Origin of the sequence: Rhodococcus sp. ACS1 (assembly GCF_002300155.1) — a bacterium.
Classification (GTDB): Bacteria; Actinomycetota; Actinomycetes; order Mycobacteriales; family Mycobacteriaceae; genus Rhodococcus_F; species Rhodococcus_F koreensis.
This window is the reverse complement of the sequence record NZ_NSDZ01000004.1, coordinates 797,228-821,217: the sequence shown is the minus strand read 5'-3', so window position 1 is coordinate 821,217 and position 23,990 is coordinate 797,228. Positions and strand designations below refer to the sequence as shown.

At 66.7% G+C, this 23,990-nt stretch carries 20 protein-coding genes; 10 read left to right on the top strand and 10 right to left on the bottom strand.

Annotation, left to right across the window (positions count from 1 at the left end):
- Positions 1 to 3: 3 nt before the first annotated feature.
- The 6 genes from CJ179_RS16080 to CJ179_RS16055 form a co-directional block, all read right to left on the bottom strand.
- Positions 4 to 1,542 (bottom strand): acyl-CoA carboxylase subunit beta, encoded by a 1,539-nt coding sequence (locus tag CJ179_RS16080; protein ID WP_095862707.1) that lies wholly within the window; start codon positions 1,540 to 1,542, stop codon positions 4 to 6.
- A 23-nt stretch (positions 1,543 to 1,565) separates the two neighbouring features.
- Positions 1,566 to 3,785, bottom strand: coding sequence for an acetate--CoA ligase family protein (locus tag CJ179_RS16075; RefSeq protein WP_257015568.1), 2,220 nt, complete (start codon positions 3,783 to 3,785; stop codon positions 1,566 to 1,568).
- A gap of 161 nt (positions 3,786 to 3,946) precedes the next feature.
- Positions 3,947 to 4,849, bottom strand: a complete 903-nt coding sequence (locus CJ179_RS16070) for a LysR family transcriptional regulator (protein ID WP_072937215.1) — start codon at positions 4,847 to 4,849, stop codon at positions 3,947 to 3,949.
- A 123-nt stretch (positions 4,850 to 4,972) separates the two neighbouring features.
- Positions 4,973 to 5,788: an SDR family NAD(P)-dependent oxidoreductase gene (locus CJ179_RS16065; RefSeq protein ID WP_072937214.1), complete on the bottom strand. Its 816-nt coding sequence runs from the start codon at positions 5,786 to 5,788 to the stop codon at positions 4,973 to 4,975.
- A 4-nt stretch (positions 5,789 to 5,792) separates the two neighbouring features.
- Positions 5,793 to 6,662, bottom strand: a complete 870-nt coding sequence (locus CJ179_RS16060; RefSeq protein WP_072937213.1) for an ABC transporter permease — start codon at positions 6,660 to 6,662, stop codon at positions 5,793 to 5,795.
- A gap of 41 nt (positions 6,663 to 6,703) precedes the next feature.
- Complete coding sequence (locus CJ179_RS16055) at positions 6,704 to 7,534, bottom strand: SDR family NAD(P)-dependent oxidoreductase (protein WP_167372202.1); 831 nt, start codon at positions 7,532 to 7,534, stop codon at positions 6,704 to 6,706.
- A 472-nt stretch (positions 7,535 to 8,006) separates the two neighbouring features.
- On the opposite strand from CJ179_RS16055, the gene CJ179_RS16050 reads away from it, so the two are divergent.
- From CJ179_RS16050 to CJ179_RS16025, 6 genes are all read left to right on the top strand, one after another.
- Positions 8,007 to 8,753 (top strand): ABC transporter ATP-binding protein, encoded by a 747-nt coding sequence (locus tag CJ179_RS16050; protein WP_167372201.1) that lies wholly within the window; start codon positions 8,007 to 8,009, stop codon positions 8,751 to 8,753.
- On the top strand, positions 8,746 to 9,552 hold the full coding sequence (locus CJ179_RS16045) for an alpha/beta fold hydrolase (RefSeq protein ID WP_072937211.1): 807 nt from the start codon (positions 8,746 to 8,748) through the stop codon (positions 9,550 to 9,552). The genes CJ179_RS16050 and CJ179_RS16045 overlap by 8 nt, the downstream gene beginning before the upstream one ends.
- A gap of 49 nt (positions 9,553 to 9,601) precedes the next feature.
- The gene (locus CJ179_RS16040; RefSeq protein WP_072937210.1) at positions 9,602 to 11,506 is read left to right on the top strand and encodes an NAD(P)/FAD-dependent oxidoreductase; all 1,905 of its coding nucleotides are present in this window, start codon (positions 9,602 to 9,604) and stop codon (positions 11,504 to 11,506) included.
- Positions 11,507 to 11,553: 47 nt separating this feature from the next.
- Positions 11,554 to 12,396 carry an alpha/beta fold hydrolase gene (locus CJ179_RS51375; protein WP_179377600.1) on the top strand — a complete coding sequence of 281 codons (843 nt, stop codon included), beginning with the start codon at positions 11,554 to 11,556 and terminating at the stop codon, positions 12,394 to 12,396.
- On the top strand, positions 12,396 to 13,130 hold the full coding sequence (locus tag CJ179_RS16030; RefSeq protein WP_072937208.1) for an SDR family NAD(P)-dependent oxidoreductase: 735 nt from the start codon (positions 12,396 to 12,398) through the stop codon (positions 13,128 to 13,130). Before CJ179_RS51375 ends, CJ179_RS16030 begins: the two co-directional genes overlap by 1 nt.
- A 166-nt stretch (positions 13,131 to 13,296) precedes the next feature.
- Positions 13,297 to 16,590 (top strand): protein kinase, encoded by a 3,294-nt coding sequence (locus CJ179_RS16025; RefSeq protein WP_072937207.1) that lies wholly within the window; start codon positions 13,297 to 13,299, stop codon positions 16,588 to 16,590.
- Here the strand turns inward: CJ179_RS16025 and CJ179_RS16020 are convergent.
- Positions 16,561 to 17,433: an oxygenase MpaB family protein gene (locus CJ179_RS16020; RefSeq protein ID WP_095862219.1), complete on the bottom strand. Its 873-nt coding sequence runs from the start codon at positions 17,431 to 17,433 to the stop codon at positions 16,561 to 16,563. The two genes, CJ179_RS16025 and CJ179_RS16020, sit on opposite strands and share 30 nt — an antisense overlap.
- 128 nt (positions 17,434 to 17,561) lie before the next feature.
- On the opposite strand from CJ179_RS16020, the gene CJ179_RS16015 reads away from it, so the two are divergent.
- Positions 17,562 to 18,212 (top strand): TetR/AcrR family transcriptional regulator, encoded by a 651-nt coding sequence (locus tag CJ179_RS16015; protein WP_072937205.1) that lies wholly within the window; start codon positions 17,562 to 17,564, stop codon positions 18,210 to 18,212.
- 80 nt (positions 18,213 to 18,292) lie between these two features.
- On the opposite strand, the gene CJ179_RS16010 is transcribed toward CJ179_RS16015, so the two are convergent.
- Both CJ179_RS16010 and CJ179_RS16005 read right to left on the bottom strand, forming a co-directional pair.
- On the bottom strand, positions 18,293 to 19,984 hold the full coding sequence (locus CJ179_RS16010; protein ID WP_095862218.1) for an IS1634 family transposase: 1,692 nt from the start codon (positions 19,982 to 19,984) through the stop codon (positions 18,293 to 18,295).
- 122 nt (positions 19,985 to 20,106) lie between these two features.
- Positions 20,107 to 20,571 (bottom strand): DUF6069 family protein, encoded by a 465-nt coding sequence (locus CJ179_RS16005; protein WP_095862217.1) that lies wholly within the window; start codon positions 20,569 to 20,571, stop codon positions 20,107 to 20,109.
- Between the two features lie 181 nt (positions 20,572 to 20,752).
- Here CJ179_RS16005 and CJ179_RS16000 point away from each other — a divergent pair, with 181 nt between their 5' ends.
- Positions 20,753 to 21,292 carry a nitroreductase family deazaflavin-dependent oxidoreductase gene (locus CJ179_RS16000; protein ID WP_373560143.1) on the top strand — a complete coding sequence of 180 codons (540 nt, stop codon included), beginning with the start codon at positions 20,753 to 20,755 and terminating at the stop codon, positions 21,290 to 21,292.
- On the opposite strand, the gene CJ179_RS15995 is transcribed toward CJ179_RS16000, so the two are convergent.
- Positions 21,270 to 21,836, bottom strand: a complete 567-nt coding sequence (locus tag CJ179_RS15995) for a TetR/AcrR family transcriptional regulator (protein ID WP_095862215.1) — start codon at positions 21,834 to 21,836, stop codon at positions 21,270 to 21,272. The two genes, CJ179_RS16000 and CJ179_RS15995, sit on opposite strands and share 23 nt — an antisense overlap.
- 247 nt (positions 21,837 to 22,083) lie before the next feature.
- On the opposite strand from CJ179_RS15995, the gene CJ179_RS15990 reads away from it, so the two are divergent.
- Positions 22,084 to 23,322: a cytochrome P450 gene (locus CJ179_RS15990; protein ID WP_095862214.1), complete on the top strand. Its 1,239-nt coding sequence runs from the start codon at positions 22,084 to 22,086 to the stop codon at positions 23,320 to 23,322.
- Between the two features lie 26 nt (positions 23,323 to 23,348).
- On the top strand, positions 23,349 to 23,975 hold the full coding sequence (locus CJ179_RS15985) for a TetR/AcrR family transcriptional regulator (RefSeq protein ID WP_095862213.1): 627 nt from the start codon (positions 23,349 to 23,351) through the stop codon (positions 23,973 to 23,975).
- Positions 23,976 to 23,990 lie beyond the last annotated feature (15 nt).

Genomic DNA, 23,990 nt, shown 5'->3' with positions numbered 1-23,990 from the left:
TCCTCAGTAACTCGTCGGCCAGGCGCGCAGCAGGTGCTCGCCGATGCCGTTGGTCCGGGCTCGGTAGTGGTCTTTCAGCGCGCCGAGGATGAAGTCACGGGTCTCGGCGGGATCGATGACCTGTTCGACGCCGAAGACGCGTGCGACGTCGTACGCGGTAGTCCCCTTCGCCATCTCGGCGAGGCGCTGCGCATAGAGCTCGGGGTCGGACTCCGCGTCGACTCCGTGGACGACCGACACCGCCGACGTGGGATCCATGAAGCTCACCTCCGTCGACCACCAGCCTGCAGTCGTGTCGGCGGTCAGTCCGCCACCCATGTTGATGTAGGCCTGGCCGTAGTTCTTGCGAAGCGTGACAGCGATCTTCGGCACGGTCACCAAGGACAAGGCGTTCATCCAGTTGATGACCTTGCCTGCGATCTTGTTCCGCTCGGCTTCCAATCCGATCAGGAATCCCGGCTGGTCGACGAGGAACACGACGGGAATGTTGTAGGAGTCGCAGAGAACCAGGAAGCTGGTCGCCTTGTCACACGCCGGACCGTCGAGCGCCCCGCCCTTGAACATCGGGTTGTTGGCGATGATGCCGACGCTCTGTCCACCGATCCGGACCAGCGAGGTGTCCAGGCTCTTGCCGTAACGGGCCTTGATCGGGAACACCGAACCGGTGTCGGCGACGATCTCGATGACCTTGCGTACGTCGTAGGTCTGGGTGCGGGCCTGGGGAACGATGTCGTGGAGTTCGGCGGCACGCTCACCCGATCCACTCGGGATCGGCGCGACCGGCGGTGTCTCACCGTTGTGCGAAGGCAGGTACGAGAGGAACCGGCGGATCAGTTCGATCGCTTCCTCGTCGGTGTCGGCGACGGCATCGGCGTAGCCGGTGACCTCCGCATGAACCTTCCAGCCTCCGAGCTCCTGGGCGTCGACTTGCTGACCGGTGGCGCGGCTGACCAGTCCGGGGCTCGACACCGCCAGGACACTCCCCTTGCGGAAGACCGCGAAGTCGGCGGACACGGTGTGCCACGCGGCCGATCCGAAGCAGTATCCGAATGCGGCCGATGCCCAGGGACTTTCGCGCTGCCGGAGGAACCGCTTCTTGCTGTTGGCGGCACCCATTCCGGTCCCGCCCATCGCGTCCGGCATCCGGACCCCGGTGGACTCCGACAGGTAGACGAGCGGCATCCCGACCTGAACGACGAGTTCCTTGAAATGGGACATCTTCTTGTTGCTCACCGGACTGCTCGACGACCCCTTGACGGTGAAGTCGTAGGCGATGACGGCTGCGCGCCGGCCGTCGACCTCACCGGTTCCGGTCACCTTGCCGTCCGCGGGAGTTTTGTCGCGATCGGCGTCGACGGCCGAGGTCGTGAACAACCCGCTTTCCCGGAAGGTTCCGGGGTCGAGCATCAACGCAATCCTCTCGCGGGCGTTGAGTTTGCCCTCGGCGCGCCGCTGCTCCAGCTTCTTCGGGCCACCCATCGCCAGCGCGGCTGCGCGGCGTTCTTCGTGCTCCTGCTCGCGGCTGAGCGTGGGTTCAGCCATCACTGTGTCCTGTGACATCTCTACTACCTTCCGTCTGCGTCGCGTGACGCCTGGTATGTCCGCTGTCCCTGCTCGAGAACCGCCCGTGCGGCGAGGGCCGCGTCCTCGAAGGCCGGAAAGACCGGGATTCCGCGTGTGCGGGCGCGGTGCGCGTACGTCGTGATCAATGCCTCCGTGTCTGCGCTGCCGTCGGTCTTGAGCACGAGAAGTTGGTGGGTGTTCGACGTGGCTTCGTCGCGGGCGCCTGCGATCGAGTCGATGACGGTGCCGGTCACGTCGCCGTGGGTTTCACCGAGGTTGCGCTGGATGATGCCCACATTGAGGTGGGAGATCAGCACTGCCGGCTCACTACCGGCGAGCACCACCGCGAGAACGTCCTTCGCGATCGCACCGTTCTTGACGGCGAGCGTCCCCGCGGGCACGTCGATCGGGTTGCGCAGTCCGTTGCCCGGCGGCAGGCCCAGGCCGTCCAGTTCCTCGACCACGGAATCGGCGAGCGGCGGTGTGGCCAATCCCTGCCGCTCGAGTGCGTCGGCGCCGAGGACGCTCGCGCCGCCGCCGTTGCCGAACAGAACGGCATCGCGACCGTTCGGCTTGACCGTGAGGTCGAGGGTGGACAGGGCGTGCAGGGCCGTCGCGAAGTCCTCGAGTGAATCGACGAGTGTCATTCCGGCCTGCCGCGCGATCGCGGGCCACAGTCGGTGATTTCCCGCGAGGGCACCGGTGTGGCTGGTCGCCGCCCGCGAGCCTTCGCTGGTTCGGCCACCGGCGAGAAGCACTACCGGCTTGCGCATTTCGGACCGGGTCAGCACATCGAGCACCTCGCGTGCCGCCGCCAGCGACTCGAGGTACAGGCCGATGACACGGACCTCGTCGTTCCGCAGGGCGGATTCGACGAGCTCTGCAGCGGTGACGTCTACGCCGTTCCCGATGCTGACCACGCTGTGAAAGTCGATGCCGCGCAACGATCCGACGCGGAGGATGTCGACACTCAGCCCGCCGCTCTGCGAGACCACAGCCGTCGTTCCCGGTGTCAGGGGAGCTTCGGGCACGAACGAGAGCCGACCGGCCGAGGCGTGCGTGCCCAGGCAGTTCGGGCCGATCAGCCGAATGCCCGCGTCGCGGACGGTCTGGACCAGGGTCGCCTCGAGATCTTTTCCTTCTTCGACCTCACCGAAGCCGCTGGAGATCACCTGGGCAAACCGAACTCGGCCGGCGCCTCGGCTCAGCGCCTCGCTGACACGGGTCGCAGGCAGCGCCACGAACGCGTAGTCGATCGGTTGATCGACCTCGGCCAGCGACCGCACGGTGGGAAGTCCTTCGATGCTGTCCGCGGTCGGGTGGATCGGCACGATGGTGCCGTCGAAGCCGCCGCTCAGAATGTTCCGGATGAACCGGTTCGCGAGATTCGGCCGCTGACCGCTCGCGCCGAGGACGGCGATCCTGCGCGGATGGAACAGCGGCGTGAAATCGGTGGCGCGGCCGTCATCACGGTCCCCGGGTGCCGATCCGGTGTCTTCCACCGGACCGACGACGAAACGCGCGTCCACGGCCACTGCGCGTGTTCCGGACACGATGACCGGGTTCAGGTCGATCTCGATCACGTCGTCCGGCAGCGACTGCAGCAGACCGTTCGGCCCGGCGAGTCGCGAGATCAGTGTCACCAAGGCAGGAATGTCTGCCTTCTCCCCACCGCGGGCTCCGTCGAGCACCTTCATGCCGCGCAGTTCGTGCAGCATATCGAGAATCTGTTCGTTCGCGAGCGGCGCGAGACCGAACGCAACATCCTCGAAGACCTCGACCAGTACGCCGCCGAGGCCCACCATCACGGTCCAGCCCAGCCCCGGAGCCCGAACTGCTCCCACGATCACCTCGTGACCGGACGGGACCATTTCCTCGACGAGGAGGCCGTCCAAGCGGTGCCCGGCGGCGGCCAGTTGCTCGCCCATCCGTGCAGCGACCTCGTCGATCTCGTCGCGGCGCACCCCCACCCGCACGCCGCCGGCGTCGGACTTGTGGACGAGCGTGGACGAGATGGCCTTGACCACCAACGGCTCGCGAATGTCGTCGGAAATCATCTGGCCGACAGCAATTTCGATGCCCCGGGGGGTGTCGATCCCGAAGGCGGAGAGCAGGGATTTACCTTCCGCCTCCGTAAACATCGCCGATTCTCTTTCCCGTGCAACGGAAATGAGTTCGGCGACTGCGTCCCGGGTGCATGGCTGTGCTGTATCGACTGACACCTGAAGTTCCTCACTGAACGTCGGATCCGGCGGCGATCTCGCTCGCTCGGCACGTATTCAGTGTGGTCAGCCGCACAGGGCTTGGGAAGGTCCGCAGCGTTGGCGGGGTGATACGGGTGCGCTATCGGACCGTCGCGACCGTGTCCCGGTCGACGGCGCCGTCAGTAATTCTTGGCAGATTCCCGCAACAACCCCAGGAATGCCTGCACCGCAGACGTCCGCGCTTCGTCATTCCTGACGATCGCGGAGATGCGGGCATGGGCCCACTCGAAGGGAAGGGGCACGAGCGCGACGCCGTTGCCGCTCACCGTCGAGCTGAGAAGTGTATTCGCCATGCAGATCCCGACGCCGGCGCGCACCATGTTCTGCGACGCTTCGGCGTTGTTGGTGGCGTAGACGATCCTGGCTTCGATTCCGTCGAGTAGCTGCTCGAAGGCGGTACGGAGGATGCTGGTCTCCGCCGGGAAGATCAGCGGCTCGCCCTCCAGGTCGGCGGCCTCGAAGCCGTCCTTGCTGGCGAGGCGATGGTTCTCCGGGACCGCCAGCACCAGTCGGCCGGAGATCAAGTCGACGTGGTGCAGCAGAGCCTGCTCCGCCGGAATCAGATCGATTCCGGCCAGACGCGTCACCAGGCCCACGTCGAAATGGCCGCTGAGGACGCCGCGGCTCACCATTCTCGACGGACCTTCCTCCACCTCGAAACGCACATTGGGAAAGTCGCTCAACAGGCGCTTGACCACCCCGGGAAGGATCGTCTGAGATCCCGCGGGCACCGTGCCCAGGCGGACGGTGCCGAGTTTCAGGCCGCCGATGGCGCTGGCCTCCTCGCGCATCAGGTGTTCGGCCTGAACGGCGGCGACCACGTGCGGCAGGATCCGTTCGGCCGCGTACGTCGGTCGTACTCCCTTGGCACCGCGAACCACGAGCACGACGCCGAGGTCCTCCTCGAGCCGCTGCACCTGGTTGGTGATCGTCGGCTGAGAGATGTCGAGTTCCTTGGCGGCCTGACGGAACGATCCGGTCCGAAGCGCTGCTTCCAGATATCGCAACTGCTCGAATCTCATCGGTCTCCCTCGGTGCTGCTATGCGACGTGGCCCACATTACAGCTCGCCGGGGGCTCTCCGAACTCAGCGTCGCCCTGTTCGCAGCACTCGACACGAAACCGCGAGCGGACCGACCCGGCCGGTCAGTTCACCAGGTCGTCGAGGCCCGTCGAGTCCCGCGACAGAGAGCCGCCCTCGACGGGAATCGTTGTACCCGTGATGTATCCCGCGGCGGGAGAGAGAAGGAACGCGACGGTGGCGGCGATCTCGAAGGGCTGACCGAGTCTCCCGAGCATGGGCCGTCCGGCCAGGATCCGGGAATCGTTCAGGCTTCGCGGGGTCGCGGCAACGCGTGGCGAGAGGAAGAGGCCCGGGGCGACCACGTTGACGCGAACACCGCGGGGTCCGTGCTCGGCGGCCAACTCCTTGGACCACACTTCGAGTGCCGCCTTGGCGGGGCCGTAGCCGGGTGCCGTTCGACCGCCGTGAGAACCCATCACACTCGAGACGTGGACGATCGCGCCGTGGCTGATCAGCGGGGACAGCCGGCGCGCAGACAGAAAGGCGTGGGCCAGGTTCACCCGGAAGTCCTGATCCCAATCCGCCAGTCCGTAGTCGGCGATCTGCTTGCGATGCATCCGGCCGATGACGTCCACGTAGCCGTTGATCTGTCCGAACTCGGCGATGGCACCGGCCGCCGCGATGTCGATGCCCTCTTCGGTGGTCACGTCCGCGACCACCGACGGCATCCGCAACGAGCCGGCGACGGCGTCGACGTCGTCACCATTGACGTCGACGCACAGAACGCGGCCGCCCAGGGCGACGATCGTCCTGCTGACGTGCTCACCGATCCCGCCGCCTGCGCCGAGGACGACGTAGGAATTGCCGTCCAGCCGGAACAGACTGTGGTGATCGATCGTCTCGGCGAGAAGTGGCTGATCGGGGTCGTCGATCTTCACCGACTCACCTCGTCCACTTGGTGACCAGCTTCTGCAGGCCGGAGATCGAGACGTCCAGGACCATGGACAGCAATCCCATGGCGATCAGGATCGCGAAGGTTTCCGCGACCTGGAAATTGTTGGTCACGACGACGAGGCGCTGCCCCAGGCCGGTGTAGGCGCCGACCATTTCCGACACCACGGCGCCGAGCACCGAGTAGACCGCGCCGAGCCTCAGGCCGCCGACGATGGCAGGCAGAGCCGCGGGAATCTCGATCTTGAAGAAGCGCTGGGTCCGCGTCATGCCCAGCGACTTGGTCAACTGAGCGATGTCGTGGTCGATGCTCTTCATCGCACCCATCGTGCTGGTCATCAGGACGAAGAACACGACGCTGAAGGCGACGAGGGCCTTCGGTCCGAAACCCAGGCCGAACCAGAGGATGAAGATCGGTGCCAGCGCGGGCCGCGGAAGGCTGTTCATCAAGGTCAGGAAAGGTGAGGCAGCGGTGTGGAGGACCTGGACGCGGGCGAAGACGACACCTGCGAGGATGCCGGCGATCGCACCGGTCACCAGCCCTACCATCGCCCCGCTGAACGTCGCCGTCACATCGGTCCAGAAGACGCCGTCGCTCAGCTGGTCGATGAACGCTCGCGCGACATCGAGAGGGGCGGAGATCATCATCGGGTCGACGATCATGTTTCCGGAGACATAGGCCCAGACGGCGACGAAGAGTGCGAGTGCACCCACCCGAAGCGACCAGACGAGGATCTTCTCGTTGCGCCGGGCGCGACGCCGCTCCACGAGGATCGTGTTGTCGATATCCGCCGGTTCGTCGTTGTTCGCGACTCCGCCGATCGACGCGACCGTGCGGGGCGCTTCAGTGATGGATTCCATGCCGGGACCTTCCCTTCGAGTCTTCTGGACAGCTGTGTGGGTCAGGCATCGAGCGGTCCTCGGACGAGCTCGACGTCGGCGGCCGAGGAGGTGTGGGGGCCGCCGGTGACCTGCAGGACGGTTCCCGTGATGAAGCTTGCGGCGTCGGAACACAGGTACAGGCACGCATCGGCGACTTCTTCCGGCCTTCCGACGCGTCCGAGTGCGAGGTAGCGGCCGAACTTCTGCTCGGTTTCGGGAGACGCGAAACGAGACGCCGGCGTCAGAGTGGCGCCGGGTTCGACGCAGTTGACTCGAATGCCACGATCCGCCCATTCCCAGGCCATCGTCTTCGTCAGCGAGGCGAGCCCCGCTTTGGCTGCCGCGTAGGCGCCGCGGAGCGGGTGTGCGTGGTTGGCCGATCCGGATCCGACGTTGATGACGTTTCCGCCGCCCTGACGTTCGAAGACCGGCAGGCATGCGCGGGCCGTGTGGAAGGCCCCGCTGAGATTGGTATCGATCGTCGCGTTCCAGGCATTGACCGACAGGTCCTCGAGGCGCGACGCGAAGTTGCCGCCGGCATTGTTGATCAGGACGTCGATCCTCCCGAACTGTTCGAGAGCGGTCCGGACGAGATCTTCGGCAGTCTTCGGCTCGCGGATGTTGCCGGCGACGAGAGCTGCCTTTCGCCCGAGCGCTTCGACGCTCTCGACTCTTGCCTGGAGCGTTTCGGCGTTGCGCCCGTGCAGGATCAGATCTGCTCCCGCTTCCGCGAACTTGTCGGCGAGCGCCGACCCGATGCCTCCGGAAGCGCCCGTCACTATGACGACCTGGTCCGTGAAGTCGAAAGTGGTCTGACCCACCTTGTTGATGGTGGCGGCTTCTCTGGTCACCTGACGTCCTCCTCGTGATTCGCACCCTGTGTGGGCAGCTTGTGACGCACTGGGAGCCGTTCCCGGCAAGGTGCGTTCGAGTTAGCGTCGTGCCATTCGAGGCCGTGGACAATGACTGAATCGCTATCAAGGCGATAGCCCCCGAGCGGGCCTCTTGTCCTTGACACCGTCGCCGACGTGTTCAACGATTCATAGGCCGATAGGGTGATATTCACCACAGGGTCATGCAGTCCGGATCCACCGCGGATTTTGTGCCGATTCAGCAGATCGTCCGGCACGGGAGGCAGCGATCGGTCGGCCCCGCACACACATCATCGGATTGACGGTGTCCGATTCATCCCTACGGTCAAACAGTGAGAGTGAGAATCTTGTGACTGGTCTAGCTGAAACTCCGACGAGGCCCACTACCGCCAAGGGGGTCTCGGTCGAGTTCGAAAATGTCCGCCACGCGTTCCTCCACGGCAATCGACCGGTGCGCGTGCTGGACGACTTCAACCTCCGCATCGAGCCGTCCGAGTTCGTCAGCATCGTCGGTCCGTCGGGCTGCGGGAAGACCACGGCGCTCGGCATGGTCGGCAACCTCCTGAAGCCGCGCAGTGGAACCGTTCGCATCGACGGCGCGGAGGTGAGGCCCGGCAGCAATGACGCGGCCTTCCTCTTTGCGCGTGATGCGCTCCTTCCGTGGCGACGGGTCCGCAGCAACGTCGAACTCGGCATGGAGGTCCGGGGCGTTCCCAAGGCGGAACGACGCGAGCGCGCCGAGGAATGGCTTCGTCGTGTTCGTCTGCACGAGTTCGCCGACTCGGACGTTCTCCACCTGTCGCAGGGCATGCGCCAGCGCGTTGCGATCGCCCGCACCCTGGTCCAGAGCCCCGGCGTCCTTCTGATGGACGAGCCGTTCGCAGCGTTGGACGCCCAGACCCGCGCAATCCAGCAGGAGGAGTTCCTCCGGCTGTGGGAGGCCGAGCGACCGACGGTCATCTTCGTCACCCACGACCTCGAGGAGGCCATCCTGCTCAGCGACCGCGTCATCCTGATGGCCAGCAGGCCGGGCCGCATGGTGGTCGACATGAAGATCGAGCTCGAGCGGCCGCGACATCAGGAGATGCGCAGGTCCTCCGATCTCTTCAAATCCTATTTCCACGATATGTCCGCCCGGCTTCGGGCTGAAGTCGATCTCGCCGAACAGCGGATGATGGAAGAAAACCAGAATGACTGAAACTCTGCAGACTGCGACTACCGCCGATGGCGCCACCATCGCCTATCAGCAATTCGGCCGAGGGCCACGCCTGATCACGTGCCTGCACTCCCTGGCGTTGGACGGATCCTGGTATGCGCCTTTGGCCGAGGCTCTCGGAGACGACTACCGTCTGCTCGCGCCGGATTTCCGCGGGCACGGCATGACTGCGCGCGGAGGATCTGCCATCACTCTCGGTCTCATTGCCGGGGACGTCGCCGCGATGTGGGACACCGAGAACGTCGAGAGCTCGGTGGTGTTGGGAATCTCCTTGGGAGGCATGGTCGCTCAGGCGGTGTCGGGCAGCTTCCCGAACCGGGTCGACGCGCAGATCCTGATGGCCACCCGAGGCGCCTATGATGAGGAGGCCATTCGCGGAACTTCGGCCCGCGCGGCTGAGGTTCGTGCACCGAACGGCCTCGAGCAAGCCGAGGAGATGACCATGCATCGCTGGTTCGGCGACGCATCGCGAAACGAGGCAGACCCGTTGGTTCGGAAAGCTCGCGAACAGTTCCGGAACGCCGGCGGCAACACCATCGGCGCCTATTTCGACGCCATGACCGAGGTCGGCACGTTTCACACCGATTCACCGCCCCCGACCCTCGTGGTCGGCGGCGACGACGACCGAAGCACCCCTCGTGCCGTGATCGAACAGCTCGCAGCGTCCATCACGGGTGCCGAACTGCGCTTCGCCGAGGGCGGACACCTCGCCGCCTTCGACAACCCCCGCGAAGTCGCCGCCACGGTGCGACCTTTCCTCGAGGGCCTCGACTGCTGGTAGCCACTCGGCCCACGTGCACACTGGTTCCACATACTGCTACGGAGACGACATGGATTTCACGCTCGATCGCGCGATGACAGAGGATGAGCTTCGCGCACACCTCGATTCGGCCCTCACGCCCGCGCTCCTGATGTTGACGGCCCACGTCACGGGTGACGCCGGCGTACTGCGTACGGAATGGAAGCCCAACCGGGCGACGTTGCCTGCCAGTGGACTCGCACCCGAGACCGACGCGGAGATCAGAGCCTTCTGTCTGAAGCGCCTCGCACCGTACCTCTCCTCGCAGCGGGACTGGGCTGCACTGCCCGACGATTCCCTGCGTGAGTCGATGTGCACCTGGTTGATGGACGAGAACATCGAGGACGCCCAGGCTCTGGCCGCGGTGGCCTTCACACCCGACGACAGCGATCCTCGCGGGCCGGAGTGGAATCTCGACGAGATCGCTCCCGACAGCGGCCTGAGTGCCGTGGTGATCGGCGCCGGATTCTCCGGTCTCCTTGCCGGACTTCGACTGAAGCAAGCAGGTGTGCCCTTCACGATCCTCGAGAAGAGCACGAATGTCGGTGGCACGTGGTACGAGAACAGCTACCCGGATTGCCGGACCGACGTCCGCAGCCACATCTACACGTACTCGTTCGTTCCGCACGACTGGGTCACGCACTTCGGCCGCCAGCAGGCCATCCACGAGTACCTGTACAACTTTGCGGCGAAGAACGGCCTCCTGGAGCACATCTCGTTCGGCACCGAAGTAACCGCGACCCGGTGGGACGAGAGCACCAGCACCTGGACGATCGACACCCGCACGTCCGACGGCGTCGTCGGCTCAGCCGAAGCTCAGATCGTCGTCAGCGCTGTGGGACAACTGAACCGGCCGATGATCCCCGCCGTCGACGGCCTCGACACCTTCACCGGCCCGGTAATGCACTCCGCACAATGGGACCACAGCATCGATTTCGCCGGCAAACGCGTCGTCGTGATCGGGACCGGCGCCAGCGCACTGCAATTCGCTCCGGCGGTCGCGAAGGAAGCGGAGCACGTCACGATCTTCCAGAGGAGTGCCCCCTGGTTGCGGTCGACGCCGGTGCTCCGGCAGGAGATCGACCCCGGCGAGCGCCGGCTCCTCACGAATCTGAAGCACTACCGCGCCTACTACCGTTTCTCCATCTTCCTTCCCCGCCTCATCGGCAACCTCCCGGCCGCAACGGTCGATCCGGACTTTCCGCCGACCGAGGTCTCGGTGTCCGCGGCCAACGAGGCCCTTCGTGTCGAACTGACCGACTATCTCACCGAACAGGCCGGCGACCGACTCGATCTGCTCGAGCAGATCATGCCCGACTACCCGCCCGCCGCGAAGAGAATCATCTGCGACGACGGCACATGGGTCGCCACCCTCAAGCGGGACAACGTGCGCCTGGTCAGCCAGGCCGTGCAACGGATCGACAAGGACGGTGTCTGGATCGGTGACGAGCACGTCCCCGCCGACATCATCCTGTTCGGAACCGGCTTCAAGGCTTCGGAATTCCTCGTCCCCATGACGGTGACGGGCATCGGCGGACAGGACCTGCACCAAACCTGGGGTATCGACGCCAGCGCCTACCTCGGCATCACGCTGCCCGGCTACCCCAACTTCTTCTGCATGTACGGCCCGAACACCAACACCGTCATCCACGGCAACCTGGTGTTCTTCCTCGAGTGCCAAGCCGCGTACATCATCAGCGCGGTCCAGATGCTGGCCAAGGGCGGCCACCGTTCGATGGCCCTTCGACCGGACGTGTTCACCGAGTACACCGACGAGGTCACCAAGGAGAGCGCCAAGCGCACCTGGGGCTGGTCGAAGACCCACAGCTGGTATCAGAACGCCGCCGGGCGGTCCACCATCATGTGGCCACTCCCGGCCCGGCAGTACTTCGAGCGCACCAGCGCGGTGCACGGCGAGGACTACCACATCCACTGACCCGCACGACGTCATCATCCGCATTTTTCATTTCACCGGAGGCTACTTTGATCACCGAGACGACGGCAGTTGTCGCCAACCTCGAAACCCGCTACCTGACGGGCGGTCCGGAAGACGGCGTCCCCGTCGTGTTCCTGCACGACGGCGCGTGGGGCGGCAGCGCCGACGTGACGTGGGGGCAGGTCCTGCCCCTGGCCGCAGAGAAATACCGGGTCATCGCCCCGGACTTCCTCGGTTACGGCGGATCCGCCAAGTCCGTTCGCCTGGATGTCTCGCCGTTCGCTTTCCGGATCCGGCACGTCTTCGCCTTGCTCGACCATCTCGGCATCGACGGTCCGGTGCACCTGGTCGGAAACTCGTTCGGTGGATCGGTGGGTCTGCGGGCGCTGGCCGACGGTGACTATCGATCCCGGATCGCCTCGGTCACCACACTCAGTGGCACCGGCGGCCCCTGGAAAGCGCCGGACATGGGCAAGCTGCGCGACTTCGACGGTTCGGTTGCCGGTATCGAGGCGTTCGTCGACCTGCTGTGCGACGACTTCTCCGGCAGGGCCGGACAGGTGGACGCCCGGTACAGGTGGGCCGTCGCGCCCGGTCACTTCGGGTGCATGAGCGCTCCGCATCTGCCGGTACCCGAGGCGTTGCGGAAGGAGCGCCCAGCCGATCCCTACCCCGCCACACTTGCCGGTGTTCAGACCCCCGTGCTGCTCCTCGAGTGCTCCGAGGACGTGCTGCTCGAGGCGGGGTGGAGCAAACACCTCCAGGCCGAACTCCAGAATTCCCGCGCCATGGTCCTGCCCTACCGGCACTGCCCGAACATCACCCATCCGAAGGAGACGTGGGCCGTGATCGGCGAGTTCCTCGACAGCTGCACCGGCGGTACGAACTGATGCCGACCCCGGGCGGCAATGCCGCGACCGCGTCCACCGTGGGTTCGCTCGTTCTCACCGGCGGATCGTCCGGAATCGGCGCCGGGTTGGCGAGCGATCTGGCAGGCGAGTGGGACATCACCGTCGTCGATCGGGATCTGCCGGAAACGCCTGCCCCCGGCGTGACGTACCTCCAGGGCGACATCACCACCGACGATGCGGTCGACACGGTTCGCAAGTCCCTGACCGAGAACGGCCGGGCAACGATCGACGGCATCGTCCACTGCGCGGGCATCGGCGCATTCGGCCCCTTCATGGAGATGCCGAAGTCCGAGTGGGAACGGGTGCTTCTGGTCAACCTTCACGGAACACTCAATTTCGTCCAGGGCGTCGCCGACATGGTCGCAGACGGCGGCAGAATCGTCCTGTTCTCGTCCGGGACGGTCTTCAAGGCCCCGGCGAGCGCAGCGGCGTACGCGGCCTCCAAGGCCGGCGTGATCGGCTTTGCCCGCAGCCTCGCCGCGGAACTCGGAGCCAGGAACATCACGGTCAACGTGATCGCCCCCGGTTTGGTGCTGACCCCACTCTCGACGGCGATCGCCGCAGGTGAAGAGGCCAACATCAGCACGCGAGCGATCAAACGACCCGCAACGGTCGAGGACTTCATCGGCCCGACCCGATTCTTCCTCTCCCCCGGCTCCTCCTTCGTCACCGGGCAGACGCTCGTCGTCGACGGAGGTTCGATCCGCCGTTAGGCGGCGCCGCCCTGACCGCCACCGGTCGCCTGCTCGACGGCCGCGTGACCGAATTCCGGATCGTCTCGGTCCGCGGCCCGGGCGGCGGCGATAGTCTGGGAAGGGTCGTCGAGAGGTAGGCGGATGACACCACGGTTCCCGGGGCGGCACAGGGGCGGATAGCGCGTTGGCAACCGACGGCGATCCGCTCCGCACACAGCGCGATACCGACACCGCGACGACGGATGAACTGCGCGCGGCCGGGTTCGACGATGCCCGGGAGATTGGGCGTGGGGGCTTCGGCGTGGTGTACCGCTGCACTCAGTCCGCTCTGGAGCGCGCCGTGGCCGTGAAGGTTCTCAGCGGCGACCTCGACGACGAGAGCCGGGCCAGGTTCCTCCGTGAGCAGCGGGCGATGGGCAGGCTGACCGGGCACCCGAACGTCGTGAGTGTGCTCGAGGTCGGCGTCACGCCGAGCGGGCGTCCGTTCCTGGTGATGCCCTACCATCCGCAGGACTCCCTCGACGCGCGGATTCGCAGGCACGGCCCGCTCACCGTCACCGAGGCGTTGCGGTTGGGAGTGAAGATCGCCGGCGCACTCGAGACCGCGCACCGGTTCGGCATCGTGCACCGCGACGTCAAACCCAGCAACATCCTGCTCACCGACTACGACGAACCGGCGCTGACGGACTTCGGCATCGCGCACATCACCGGCGGTTTCCAGACCGCAACCGGAACTATCACCGGATCACCCGCGTTCACCGCCCCGGAGGTCCTCGAGGGCGACACCCCGAGTCCGTCCTCGGACGTGTACGGCCTCGGGGCGACACTGTTCGCCGCGCTGACCGGACACGCGGCATTCGAGCGCCGGAGCGGTGAACAGGTGGTGGCGCAGTTCCTGCGGATCACCACGCAACCGGCGCCGGACCTCCGTGAGTCCGGTTTCGAAGCCGACGTGGCCGCCATGCTGGAACAGGCCATGTCGCGAGACTCGCGCGAGCGCCCGTCCGCGGCGATGCTGGGTGAAACGCTGCAGGACATTCAATTTCGCCGCGGTGTCCCCGTCGACGCGATGGCGCTGGGCCCGGATCCCGACGCGGACCGAGCGCCGGAGCGCTCCGCACGACCGCCGACAGGACGATCATCCACCGGTTCCTCGGGATCGCCGACCGACGGGAGCCTTCCGCTGGACTTGACGAGCTTCGTCGGCCGGCGAAAAGAGCTCGCCGAGGCCAAGAAACTGCTCTCGGCGTCACGGCTGGTCACGTTGACCGGAATCGGCGGTGTCGGCAAGACCCGACTGGCACTGCGCGTCGCGACCAACATCCGGCGGGCATTCGACGACGGGGTCCGGATGGTCGAATTGGGCGAATTGCGCGACGGATCGTTGCTGGGAGAAGTCGTGGCGGCCGGGCTGGGATTGCGGCAGCGGTCGCCGAGACCGCTGCAGACCCTCATGGAGTTCCTGGAGCCGCGCGACATGCTGCTGGTCCTCGACAACTGCGAGCAGGTGGTGGATGCGGCGGCAGACCTGACGGAGACCGTGCTGCGTACCTGCCCCGGCCTGCGGATTCTCGCGACCAGTCGCGAAACCCTGGACGTCGCGGGGGAAGCCGCCCTGCGCGTTCGTCCACTGACGCTTCCGGATTCGGACAAGGAGCCGTCGCTGAAGAGTCTGCCCGGGTACGACGCAGTGACGCTGTTCGCCGAACGGGCCGCCACGGCGGTACCCGGCTTCGAGGTCACCGAAGACAATGCCGCCACCGTCGCCCGGATCTGCATCCGGCTGGACGGCCTGCCCCTGGCCATCGAATTGGCGGCGGCGAGGCTGCGCTCGATGTCGCCGGAACAGATCCTGCAGCGGTTGACCAACCGGTACGAGTTGCTGACCCGCGGAAGCCGGAGTGCACCGACCAGGCAGCAGACGCTGCGGTGGAGCATCGACTGGAGCTACGACCTGTGTCTCCCCGCCGAGCAGCAGCTGTGGTCGCGGCTGTCGGTCTTCGCCGGCAGCTTCGAACTGGACGCCGCCGAGGAGGTGACCATGTACGACGCCGAACCGGCCGGTCTCATCGATCTCGTCGCGTCGCTCGTGGACAAGTCGATCCTCATCCGCGAGGGATCGGGGGCGGTGGTGCGATTCCGGATGCTCGAAACGCTGCGCGAGTACGGCCGGGAGAAACTCGAACAGGACGGCACCCTCCCGGACCTCCGGCGGCGGCATCACAGCTGGTACCGGCAATTCGCCCTCCAGGCCGAATCCGAATGGATCGGCCCCCGGCAGGTCGCCTGGCTCGCCCGGCTCGCCCGTGAACAACCCAACCTGCGCGAAGCGATGGAGTACGGCCTGTCCACGGCTGCCGACTCGGCCGAGGCGGGGCTGGAGATCGCGACCGCTCTGTATCCGTTCTGGGTTTCGCGTGGGCTGCTCCGCGAGGGACGCCGCTGGCTCGACCGCGCACTGGCACAGGAGGGAGGACACGACACCGCACTCCGGGTCAAGGCGTTGCATTCGGCCAGCGTCCTCGCCAGCCGGCACGAAGACCTGGAGCGGGCAGCCGAACTGATCGACGAGGGGCGTGTGCTTGCCGAGACCCGGGGCAGTGCACTCGATCGCGCCCTCATGCTTCAAGCCGACGGAGCGCACGCACTGCACGGCGGCAACCCGGAGCACGCCGTGAGCTCGTTCACCGGGGCTCTCGAGGTGTTACGCGGCGAGCGCAACCTCCTTGCACACGTCACGGCCCTGCATGCGCTCGGATTGGCTCACGAGATACTCGGGCACGCCGAGGCCGCCACCGGCTGTCTCGACGAGGCGATCCGGATTACCGAATCACACGGTGAATCGGTGTACCTGGGCCGCTCGTCCCTGACCCTCGGGCTGGTGATGTGGCGGGAGGGCGACCGTGATCGCGCGGTGCTGCTGCTCCGAAAGGGACTCGAGCTGGCCCGCGCGGTCGACGATCCGTTCGGAGCCACCTGGTGCCTCGAAATTCTCGCCTGGATCTCGACCCGCGAGAACGATTTCCACCGCGCCGCCGTCCTGCTGGCAGCGGCCGAGATGCTTCGACGGAGGGTGGGCACCTCCATCGTTCAGATCCCCGACTTGACCGAATCTCACAAGGAATGCGAGCTCGTCACGCGGCGCTCGCTCGGTGCCCGCGCGTTCGAGACCGCGTCCCGCGAGGGCGAGGCGCTGGGCTTCACCGCCGCCGCCTCGTATGCCCTGGGCGAAACTCTCCCCGCAGCGCCGCGGCGCGGCGATCCGGCGGCGGCACTGACCAAGCGCGAACGCCAGGTCGCCGACCTGGTCGCGCAGGGTCTGACCAACAAGGCGATCGCCGCCCGCCTCGTGATCTCTCAACGCACCGCGCAGGGTCACGTCGAGCACGTCCTCTCGAAACTCGGATTCTCATCCCGGGCTCAGATCGCGGCCTGGGTCACGGAACTGTCAGCCGACCCGGGCGGCCCGAAACCCTGATGCCGTTCCGTCGCACGCTCTTCGGGCGATGGGAGTCAGCCGCCACCGCTCGGGCAGGATCCGGAAACCGAACCGCACGACGCCTCCGAATCGGCGGAGCCTGCGCTCGTCGGCGGCGGACCACTCCCAGCCGAGCTTGTCGCGCGCGACGGGAGGCAGCGTTCCCCGGGCGATCCAGACGAGCAGCCGTCCGAGCGCGGGACCGACGAGACGCCACACCACCTCGGGGATGCGATCGTCGGGGCGTGGCATCGACAGTCCATTCAGAAGCCGCGACCTGCGCACCGTCTCGGTCTTCTCCAGGACGGTGCCGACCATCTCGTTCCAGTAGTCCACGAAATCGGCGTACGTCTCGGGCAAGTGGGTGGCCGACACCCCGTACAGCGCGTACCACTGCTTCGACTCCTGATACAACTGTTCCTTCTCGCCGGCGGTGAGCGGTTCACCGAAGTATTCGGCGACCACGTACTGGGTGCCGAGGAACGTGGCGTGTGCCCAGAAGTACGGACCCGGGTTCAGTGCGTGGTACCGCCGGCCGTCGTCCGTGGTGCCCTTGATGTCCTTGTGCATGTCGCGGATCATCTGGGCCTCCGCGCCCGTCGGATCGTAGAGCGCCCGGATGATCGGCCCCGCGGAACGGGCGAGCCGGGCGAGTTCGTTGTCGAAGACGGTCGAGTGCTGCACGAGGGCGGTGTCGATGACGGGATGCATCACCTGCAGCGTGCCCGACCACGAGATGAGCAGCGCGGTTCGCCAGTCGCCGAACCGGTGCCACGTCAGCGAATCGGGTCCGAGCGCAGGCGCAGTCGAACGACGGTGGGGCGGAAGCTCTGTGGTGGTCATGGCGATCTCCTGATGCCGCTGGATGTAGAACGTGGTGCATTCAGGATGACTGTTGACATCACCTGATGTCAACAGTCGGTGCGCGAGGGCCCCCCGATCGACACCGGGATCGGTGAGACGATGACGGAATGAGCGACAGCGAGAACCCTCGTGGAGCGCCGCGCAGATGGCGCGGCCAGGAGCCGGACGACCGCCGCGCGGCGAGGCGCGCGGCGCTGATCGAGGCCGGCCTCCAGATCATGGGAACCGAGGGCACAGCGGCCACGACGATGCGCGCGACCTGCCGTCAGGCGAGCCTCACCGAGCGCTACTTCTACGAGAGTTTCGACAATCGGGAGGCGCTACTCGTCGCCCTCCTCGACCACGTCGTCCTGGGCGCGAGGGACACCCTGCTCGGGGCACTCGAGACGGCCCCGGAAGATCCGGGCCGACTCGTCCGCCACGTCGTGAAGGCGTTCACCGGCTACATCGCCGAGGACCGGCGGCGGGGACGCATCATGTTCGTCGAGTCGCAGTCCGTGTCGGAACTGGCGCAGCGCGGCGAACAACTCGTTGCCGAGTTCACCACCCCCATGGCCGCGGCACTGAAAATGCTGGGTGCCGACGGCGCACCCCGCGACGCCGTCAACACCCAGCTGAACGCGATTGCCTTGTTCGGGGCGATCGCCTTCCTGTATCAGCGCTGGCTCACCGGCAGCCCGAAGATCTCACAGAAGCGGATCGTCGAGCACATCGCACTCACCATCGAGGCGCACGTGCCGGTGAACAGCACCCCCTAGCGGGAGTTTCCGAGATTTGAGGCCGGGTCGGGGTGATTTCGCTGGTGGGCGCCGGTTTTCGGGTTGTGGGGGTGTATGACCTAAGTGGTGGGGGTGTAGCGGTCGAGGTCGAAGATGTGTGCGAGTTCGTTCTGGGTGGTGGTGGTTTCGGTGAGCATGCGCCGGGCCTTGGGGCGGCCGCCGGTGGAGGGGTAGATCAGGACGGTCTCCTCGATCCCGGCCAGGGCGGCGAGGAGTTGGCGCACCGACAGGTGGTGGCCGTGGGTGTCAGCTTCGCGGCGCATCAGGTGGGCGATCTGCAGGGCCAGCACGCAGGTGAAGGTGTGCACGGTGATGGTGTGGTCGGTGAAGTGGTGCATCGGGGAGAAGGACACCTCGTGGGGGTCCTTGAGTTGCCGGAATCCGAATTCGGCGTCGGATTGGGAGCGGTAGCCGTCGATCACCTCGGCGATGGTCCAGTCCTGACGGTCGGTGATCAGGATCCGTTTACCGAAGATTCTCTGCGTCAACTTGTTTCGGGCGTCGGTGTCGACGGCCCAGGTGAGCCGGAACTCGGCCGGGGTGTCCCCGTCCAGTTGCCAGGTGAGGATCTGCGCGCCCCAGGTGTCGGAGCAGATGTGTGCGATCGCGGCTTCGACCTGGTTGCGGTCGCGGCGGCTGTGTCCGCGGGCGAGGGTGGCGGCGAGTTCGTCGAGTTTGCGCCCGGCGGCGGCCAGGGTTTGCGTCAGGCCCCGGTCCTGGGCGTCGTGCAGGGTCGGGCTGTGGGTGAGGATCACCCGCTGGTCGAGGCCGTAGACCTGTTTGCGGGTGTGTAGTGCGGTGAGCCCGGCGAAGCGGTCGCCAGGCACCGGGCGGCGGCGGGAGGCCGGGAGATCGAGGAGGTCGGGGTGATCGCTGGGCGGGGTGGATCCGACGTAGTGCAGTCCGGCCCCGGTCAGGTGCGCGAAGTTCGCGGCCGAGTTCTGGCCGGCGTCGAAGACGACGGTGATGGTGCCGGTGTCGGTGCCCAACGCCCGGTAGCGGGCGGTGAGGGTGTCGATCATGGCCGGGAACTGGGTGACGTCGGGTTTGTTGCCCGGGTACGCGTGCCAGGTCAGTGGGATCCCGCCGTCCCGGGTGATCACCAGCCCGAGCCCGACCAGGCGCAGGTCGGTGCGTTTCTGTTTCGCCTTGCCGCGTTGGGCGATCGGCGCCTTGGTGTTGACGGAGGCGATGTAGGTGGCGAAGTTGGTCATGTCCAACGCCAGCGCGGTGGTGTCGAGCCCGAAGTCGGTGATCATCGCGGCGGTGATCGTCTGGGAGATCTGCTCGAGTTGACCGGGGGTCACCGCGTGCATCGCGTCCCAGAAGCGGCGGTGGTCGAGGTCGGTGGCGCGGATCTTGGTGAAGCGGTCCGCGGCGGTATGCGCCCACCAGTCGGCGATCCGCGCCTTCGAGCACGGGGCGGTGATCCGGTTGCACACCGCGACCGCCAGGTAGGTGCCGATCGAGCAGGGAGCACCGGCCACCCGCCCGCCGGTGATCTCATCGATCACGCCGATCACGTTGAGGCGCTGACACATCGACCAGACCGCGGCGACGTCCCCGAACGCGAGATGGCGGGTGCGCTGCGGCATCACCGCCGTGTCCCCGGCATCGAATGCCGCGGCCACGTCCGCCGCCGAGCCCAGGTACCGCTCGGAGATCATCTTCGGTTTGCCGTCCACCCGTGCCATCGTGCGCAGGTACCAGTACGTCTTGCCGTTGACCTTCTTCGAATACAGGCTGGACATACTTTAGGTCATACATGAATCCGGGTCGGCGATCAATCACCGAAACGGCGTGTCACCAGGACAAACTCACAACCGGCTCAAACCGGGAACCCCCACGCAGCCTCACATCTCGGAAACTCCCGCTAGACCTGCGCGCGGACCAGCGGACGCCGCATCGCTTCGAGGCCGACGACGATCACCACGGCGATCACCACGTGCATGGCGGCCAGTGCGATGGTGCTGGCCGTGTCGAAGTCCGCTTGAACTGTGAGCGCGATCGTCGCCAGCGGCAGCAGCGCGCCGATCACTTCCGCAGGCCGGATGACGGCCACCCATTTGAGTGAGATGAGCGCGGCCAGCGTCATCCCGATCAACGTCGGAACCACCGTCAGGATGACGACGCCTCCGGGAGCGACACTGCTGGTCGTGCCCGCATCGGTCATCTCGAACGACCCGCCGGCGGCGAGGCCGAGCAGCCAGATGACCAGGTTCGGGACGAGCGCTCCGATGACGGTCGCGGCGACCGCCCAGGCCCGGCTCAGTTCGAGCGTCGCCGGGTTGATCCGTGAGGTCGTGGTTGCAGAAATCGTGGCTCCGGTGTCGGACATGATCTGTACTCCCCTGTCGAGTGGCTCGAATTGCTACTGACCGATCCTGCAACCTCAACCGTTGTTCGGGTCAAGGCGTGAAATCGAGGTCTTTTCGGTGGGACCTGACCATTAGACCCGCGGGATGCGCAAAATTCATCGCGATCGGCCCGAACCGCCCACCTGAGGGAAGATGGCCACCATGAACGCCGCCCCCATACCCCCTGACCGATCGCGCGCGCCCCGCAACCCGCTCCGCATCCTTGCGCGGTGGCTGGGCACCCGGGAATGGGTGATGCGGATGGCGCCGGTGATCATCTGGCTGGAGTCACACCTGCGCGCGTGGACCGGGAACCGCGTGAGCCTCATCGGCATCGCCGGCCTGCAGTCCGTGCAGGTGACGGTCCCGGGACGCAAGAGCGGCACCCCGCGGACGACGGCGCTGCTGTGCATTCCATACGGCGACGGATACGTCGTCACCGGTTCCAACTGGGGTCGCCCCGAGCACCCGGCATGGTCGGCGAATCTGCGCGCAGCCGACGAGGCGCTCGTCAAGGCCGGGGCACGGGAGTCCCGGATGCGCGTCCAGATGGTCACGGGCGACGAACGCGAGAACCTGTGGAAATTCGTCGTCGACTACTGGCCCGGCTACCGCATGGAGCACCGGCGGTCCGGGGGACGCGAGTTCCGGCTCTTCGTGCTCGAGCCCACCCGATCGGCTACGACGCCGCGCGAATCCTGAAGATCGGCTCCACGAAGCGTTCGACGGTCCGCCGCTCGGCGGCCGCGTCGGGCAGCGGCCACGTCAACAGCGCCAGGACGACGCGCACGATCCATCCCGCAGCCTCCTCGTCGGGCGCGATGCGGGTGAGCGAGATCGCCACCCGGCCGAGTTCGGGTGCGCGGGCCAGGTACTCGTCCGTACTCCTCGGATGCGCCCCGGTGAACCACTGCACCAGGGTCGGCTCCCCGCGGATCGCCACCAGCGAGGCGAGGATCGCCTCCACGATCCGCTCCGAGTCCTCGAACGGTTCCAGCGCCTGCTCGACGTGGTCGGCCACGAAGTCGGCAGCGCGGGACATCACGGCCTCGACGAGCGTGCGCTTGCCGCCGGCGTACCGGTAGAGCGTGGCGCGTGAACACCCGGCACGGGCGGCGACCTCGTCCACACTCACCCCGTCGATGCCCTGTTCGCGAACGAGGTCGGCAGCGGCGGCGAGAATCCTCTCGACCGCGAGCACCCGCCTGCTGCCTCCGGTCAACCAGTCTGCCTGCTCCGTGCCCACGGCACCTCCAGAAACGTCCTTGCCATTTTGTCTCACGATGAGACGGATACGTGCCAATTCTATAACGTGTTCCTCTCCGATAGGGCCGTGATCAGGATCGACGAAGCCGGATCATCGAGCACTGAGACACCGGCAGAACGGCGTGCTGATCAGCAGAATCCCACCTTGCTCGCAGTCCTTGACAGCACCCGGCTCCGACGCGAACTGTGGTGATGTGCAACAAGTTCTCGATGACAAGGAGTCTTCGATGGCCCACTCGCCGACCCACGGAATCGACATCTTCGATCCCACCCACCTCGACGACCCGAACGAGCTGTATCGGATTCTCCGCGAGCACTCCCCCGTCCATCGCGTCGAAGGCACCGACTTCTTCCTCGTGTCCACGTGGGACCTCGTGACAGAGGCGGCGAACCGCACCGACGACTTCTCCTCGCACCTCACCGGCGTGCTGGTGCAGCAACCGTCGGGGCCGCCCACGACGTTCGACATGGACGGCGGCGGTCAGGCGATTCACGTGCTCGCCACCGCCGACGACCCGACGCACCTGCACCACCGCAAGCTGGTGCTGCCCACGCTCGGCCGCCGCATCCGCGCGCTGACGCCCACCGTGCAGTCGCTCGTCGACACCCTGTGGGACGAGGGGCTGCGGGACGGGCGGATCGACTGGGCGGCCGAGATGGCCGACCGCCTGCCGCTGACGATGGTGGCGCATCTCATCGGGCTGCCGGAGCCGGACGTTCCCCAGCTGCTCGCCTGGGCGTACGACAGCACGGAGATGCTGGGCGGGATCGTCGACGCGGGTCGCCTCGGCCGGCTGGTCGCCTCCGTGGCCGAACTGGCCGCGCACCTGCGGGCCGAACTCGTGCGGGCGAGGTCGCATCCGTCGGAGGATCTACTGGGCGTCCTCGCACACGCCTGCAATGACGGAGACCTGTCCGAGGACGTCGCGACGCTCGTCCTGCTCCAGCTCGTCGGCGCCGGCGGCGAATCGACCGCGGGCCTGATCGCGAACGCCGCCCGCCTCCTGGCCACCCACCCCGGAGTGCAGACCCGGCTCCGGCACGAACCCGCGCTCGTCGCCGCGTTCCTCGACGAGGCACTGCGCCTCGAATCCCCGTTCCGCGGACATCACCGGCACGTGGTCGCCGACACGACCCTCGGCGGCGTCGACCTGCCCGCGGGTAGCCACCTGCTCCTGCTGTGGGGCGCGGCCAACCGGGATCCGGCCGCGTTCGAAAGGCCGGACGAGATCGTGCTCGACCGGCCGCACATCCGCTCCCATCTCGCGTTCGGCAAGGGCGTCCACTTCTGCGTCGGATCGGCGCTCGCCCGCATGGAGGCACTCGCCGCCACCACCACACTGCTCGCGCGCACCGACCAGTTCTCCCTCGCCGACGACGCCGAGACACGTTGGCTCCCCAGCGTCCTCGTGCGCCGCCACAGCGCACTCCCGCTGCGGATCAGGTCGTCGTCGAGCCTCGATTGACATTGACGTCAATATCAACCCATACTGTGACCGTGACCACAAGCGAGGCTCAGGAGCGGGCACGGTCGGCGCGTAAGGACAACGACGGTCCCCGCCGCCGCGAACTCCTCCGCGCCGCGAGCGCCTGCTTCGCCGAACTCGGGTACGACCGGACGACCGTCGAGGTGATCACCACCCGGGCGGAAGTGTCACGGGCGACGTTCTACGCGTACTTCTCCTCGAAGGACGAGGTGTTCCACGCCGTCGCCGCCGACGTCTGCGAGGAGTTCCTCGAGTCGCAGCACGTCGAAGGACCGGCGAGCGAGGACCTGCGAGAGGTGCTGCGCACCACCACGAAAGCGTTCGTGGAGGCCGTGTATGCCAACGGACGCGTCCTCGAACTGATCAGGCACCGCGCGCGGCTCGACCCCGAGGTCGGCCGAAGCTGGTCCACCGTGCAGACCCGGCTCATCCGCCGCTACACCCGGTTCATCGAACGCATCAACGCCACCTGCGACGTCACGCCGTGCGCGCCGCCCGCCCGCATCGCGCAGACCCTCGCCGACGCCCAACTCGCGGGCGCCGCCCGGCTGGTGGACGCGACGGCCCGCGAACAACGCCGGTACACCGCCGACCTGACCGCGATCTCCGAAAGACTCATCGGCTTCGCCTAGCAACGACCATCCGCA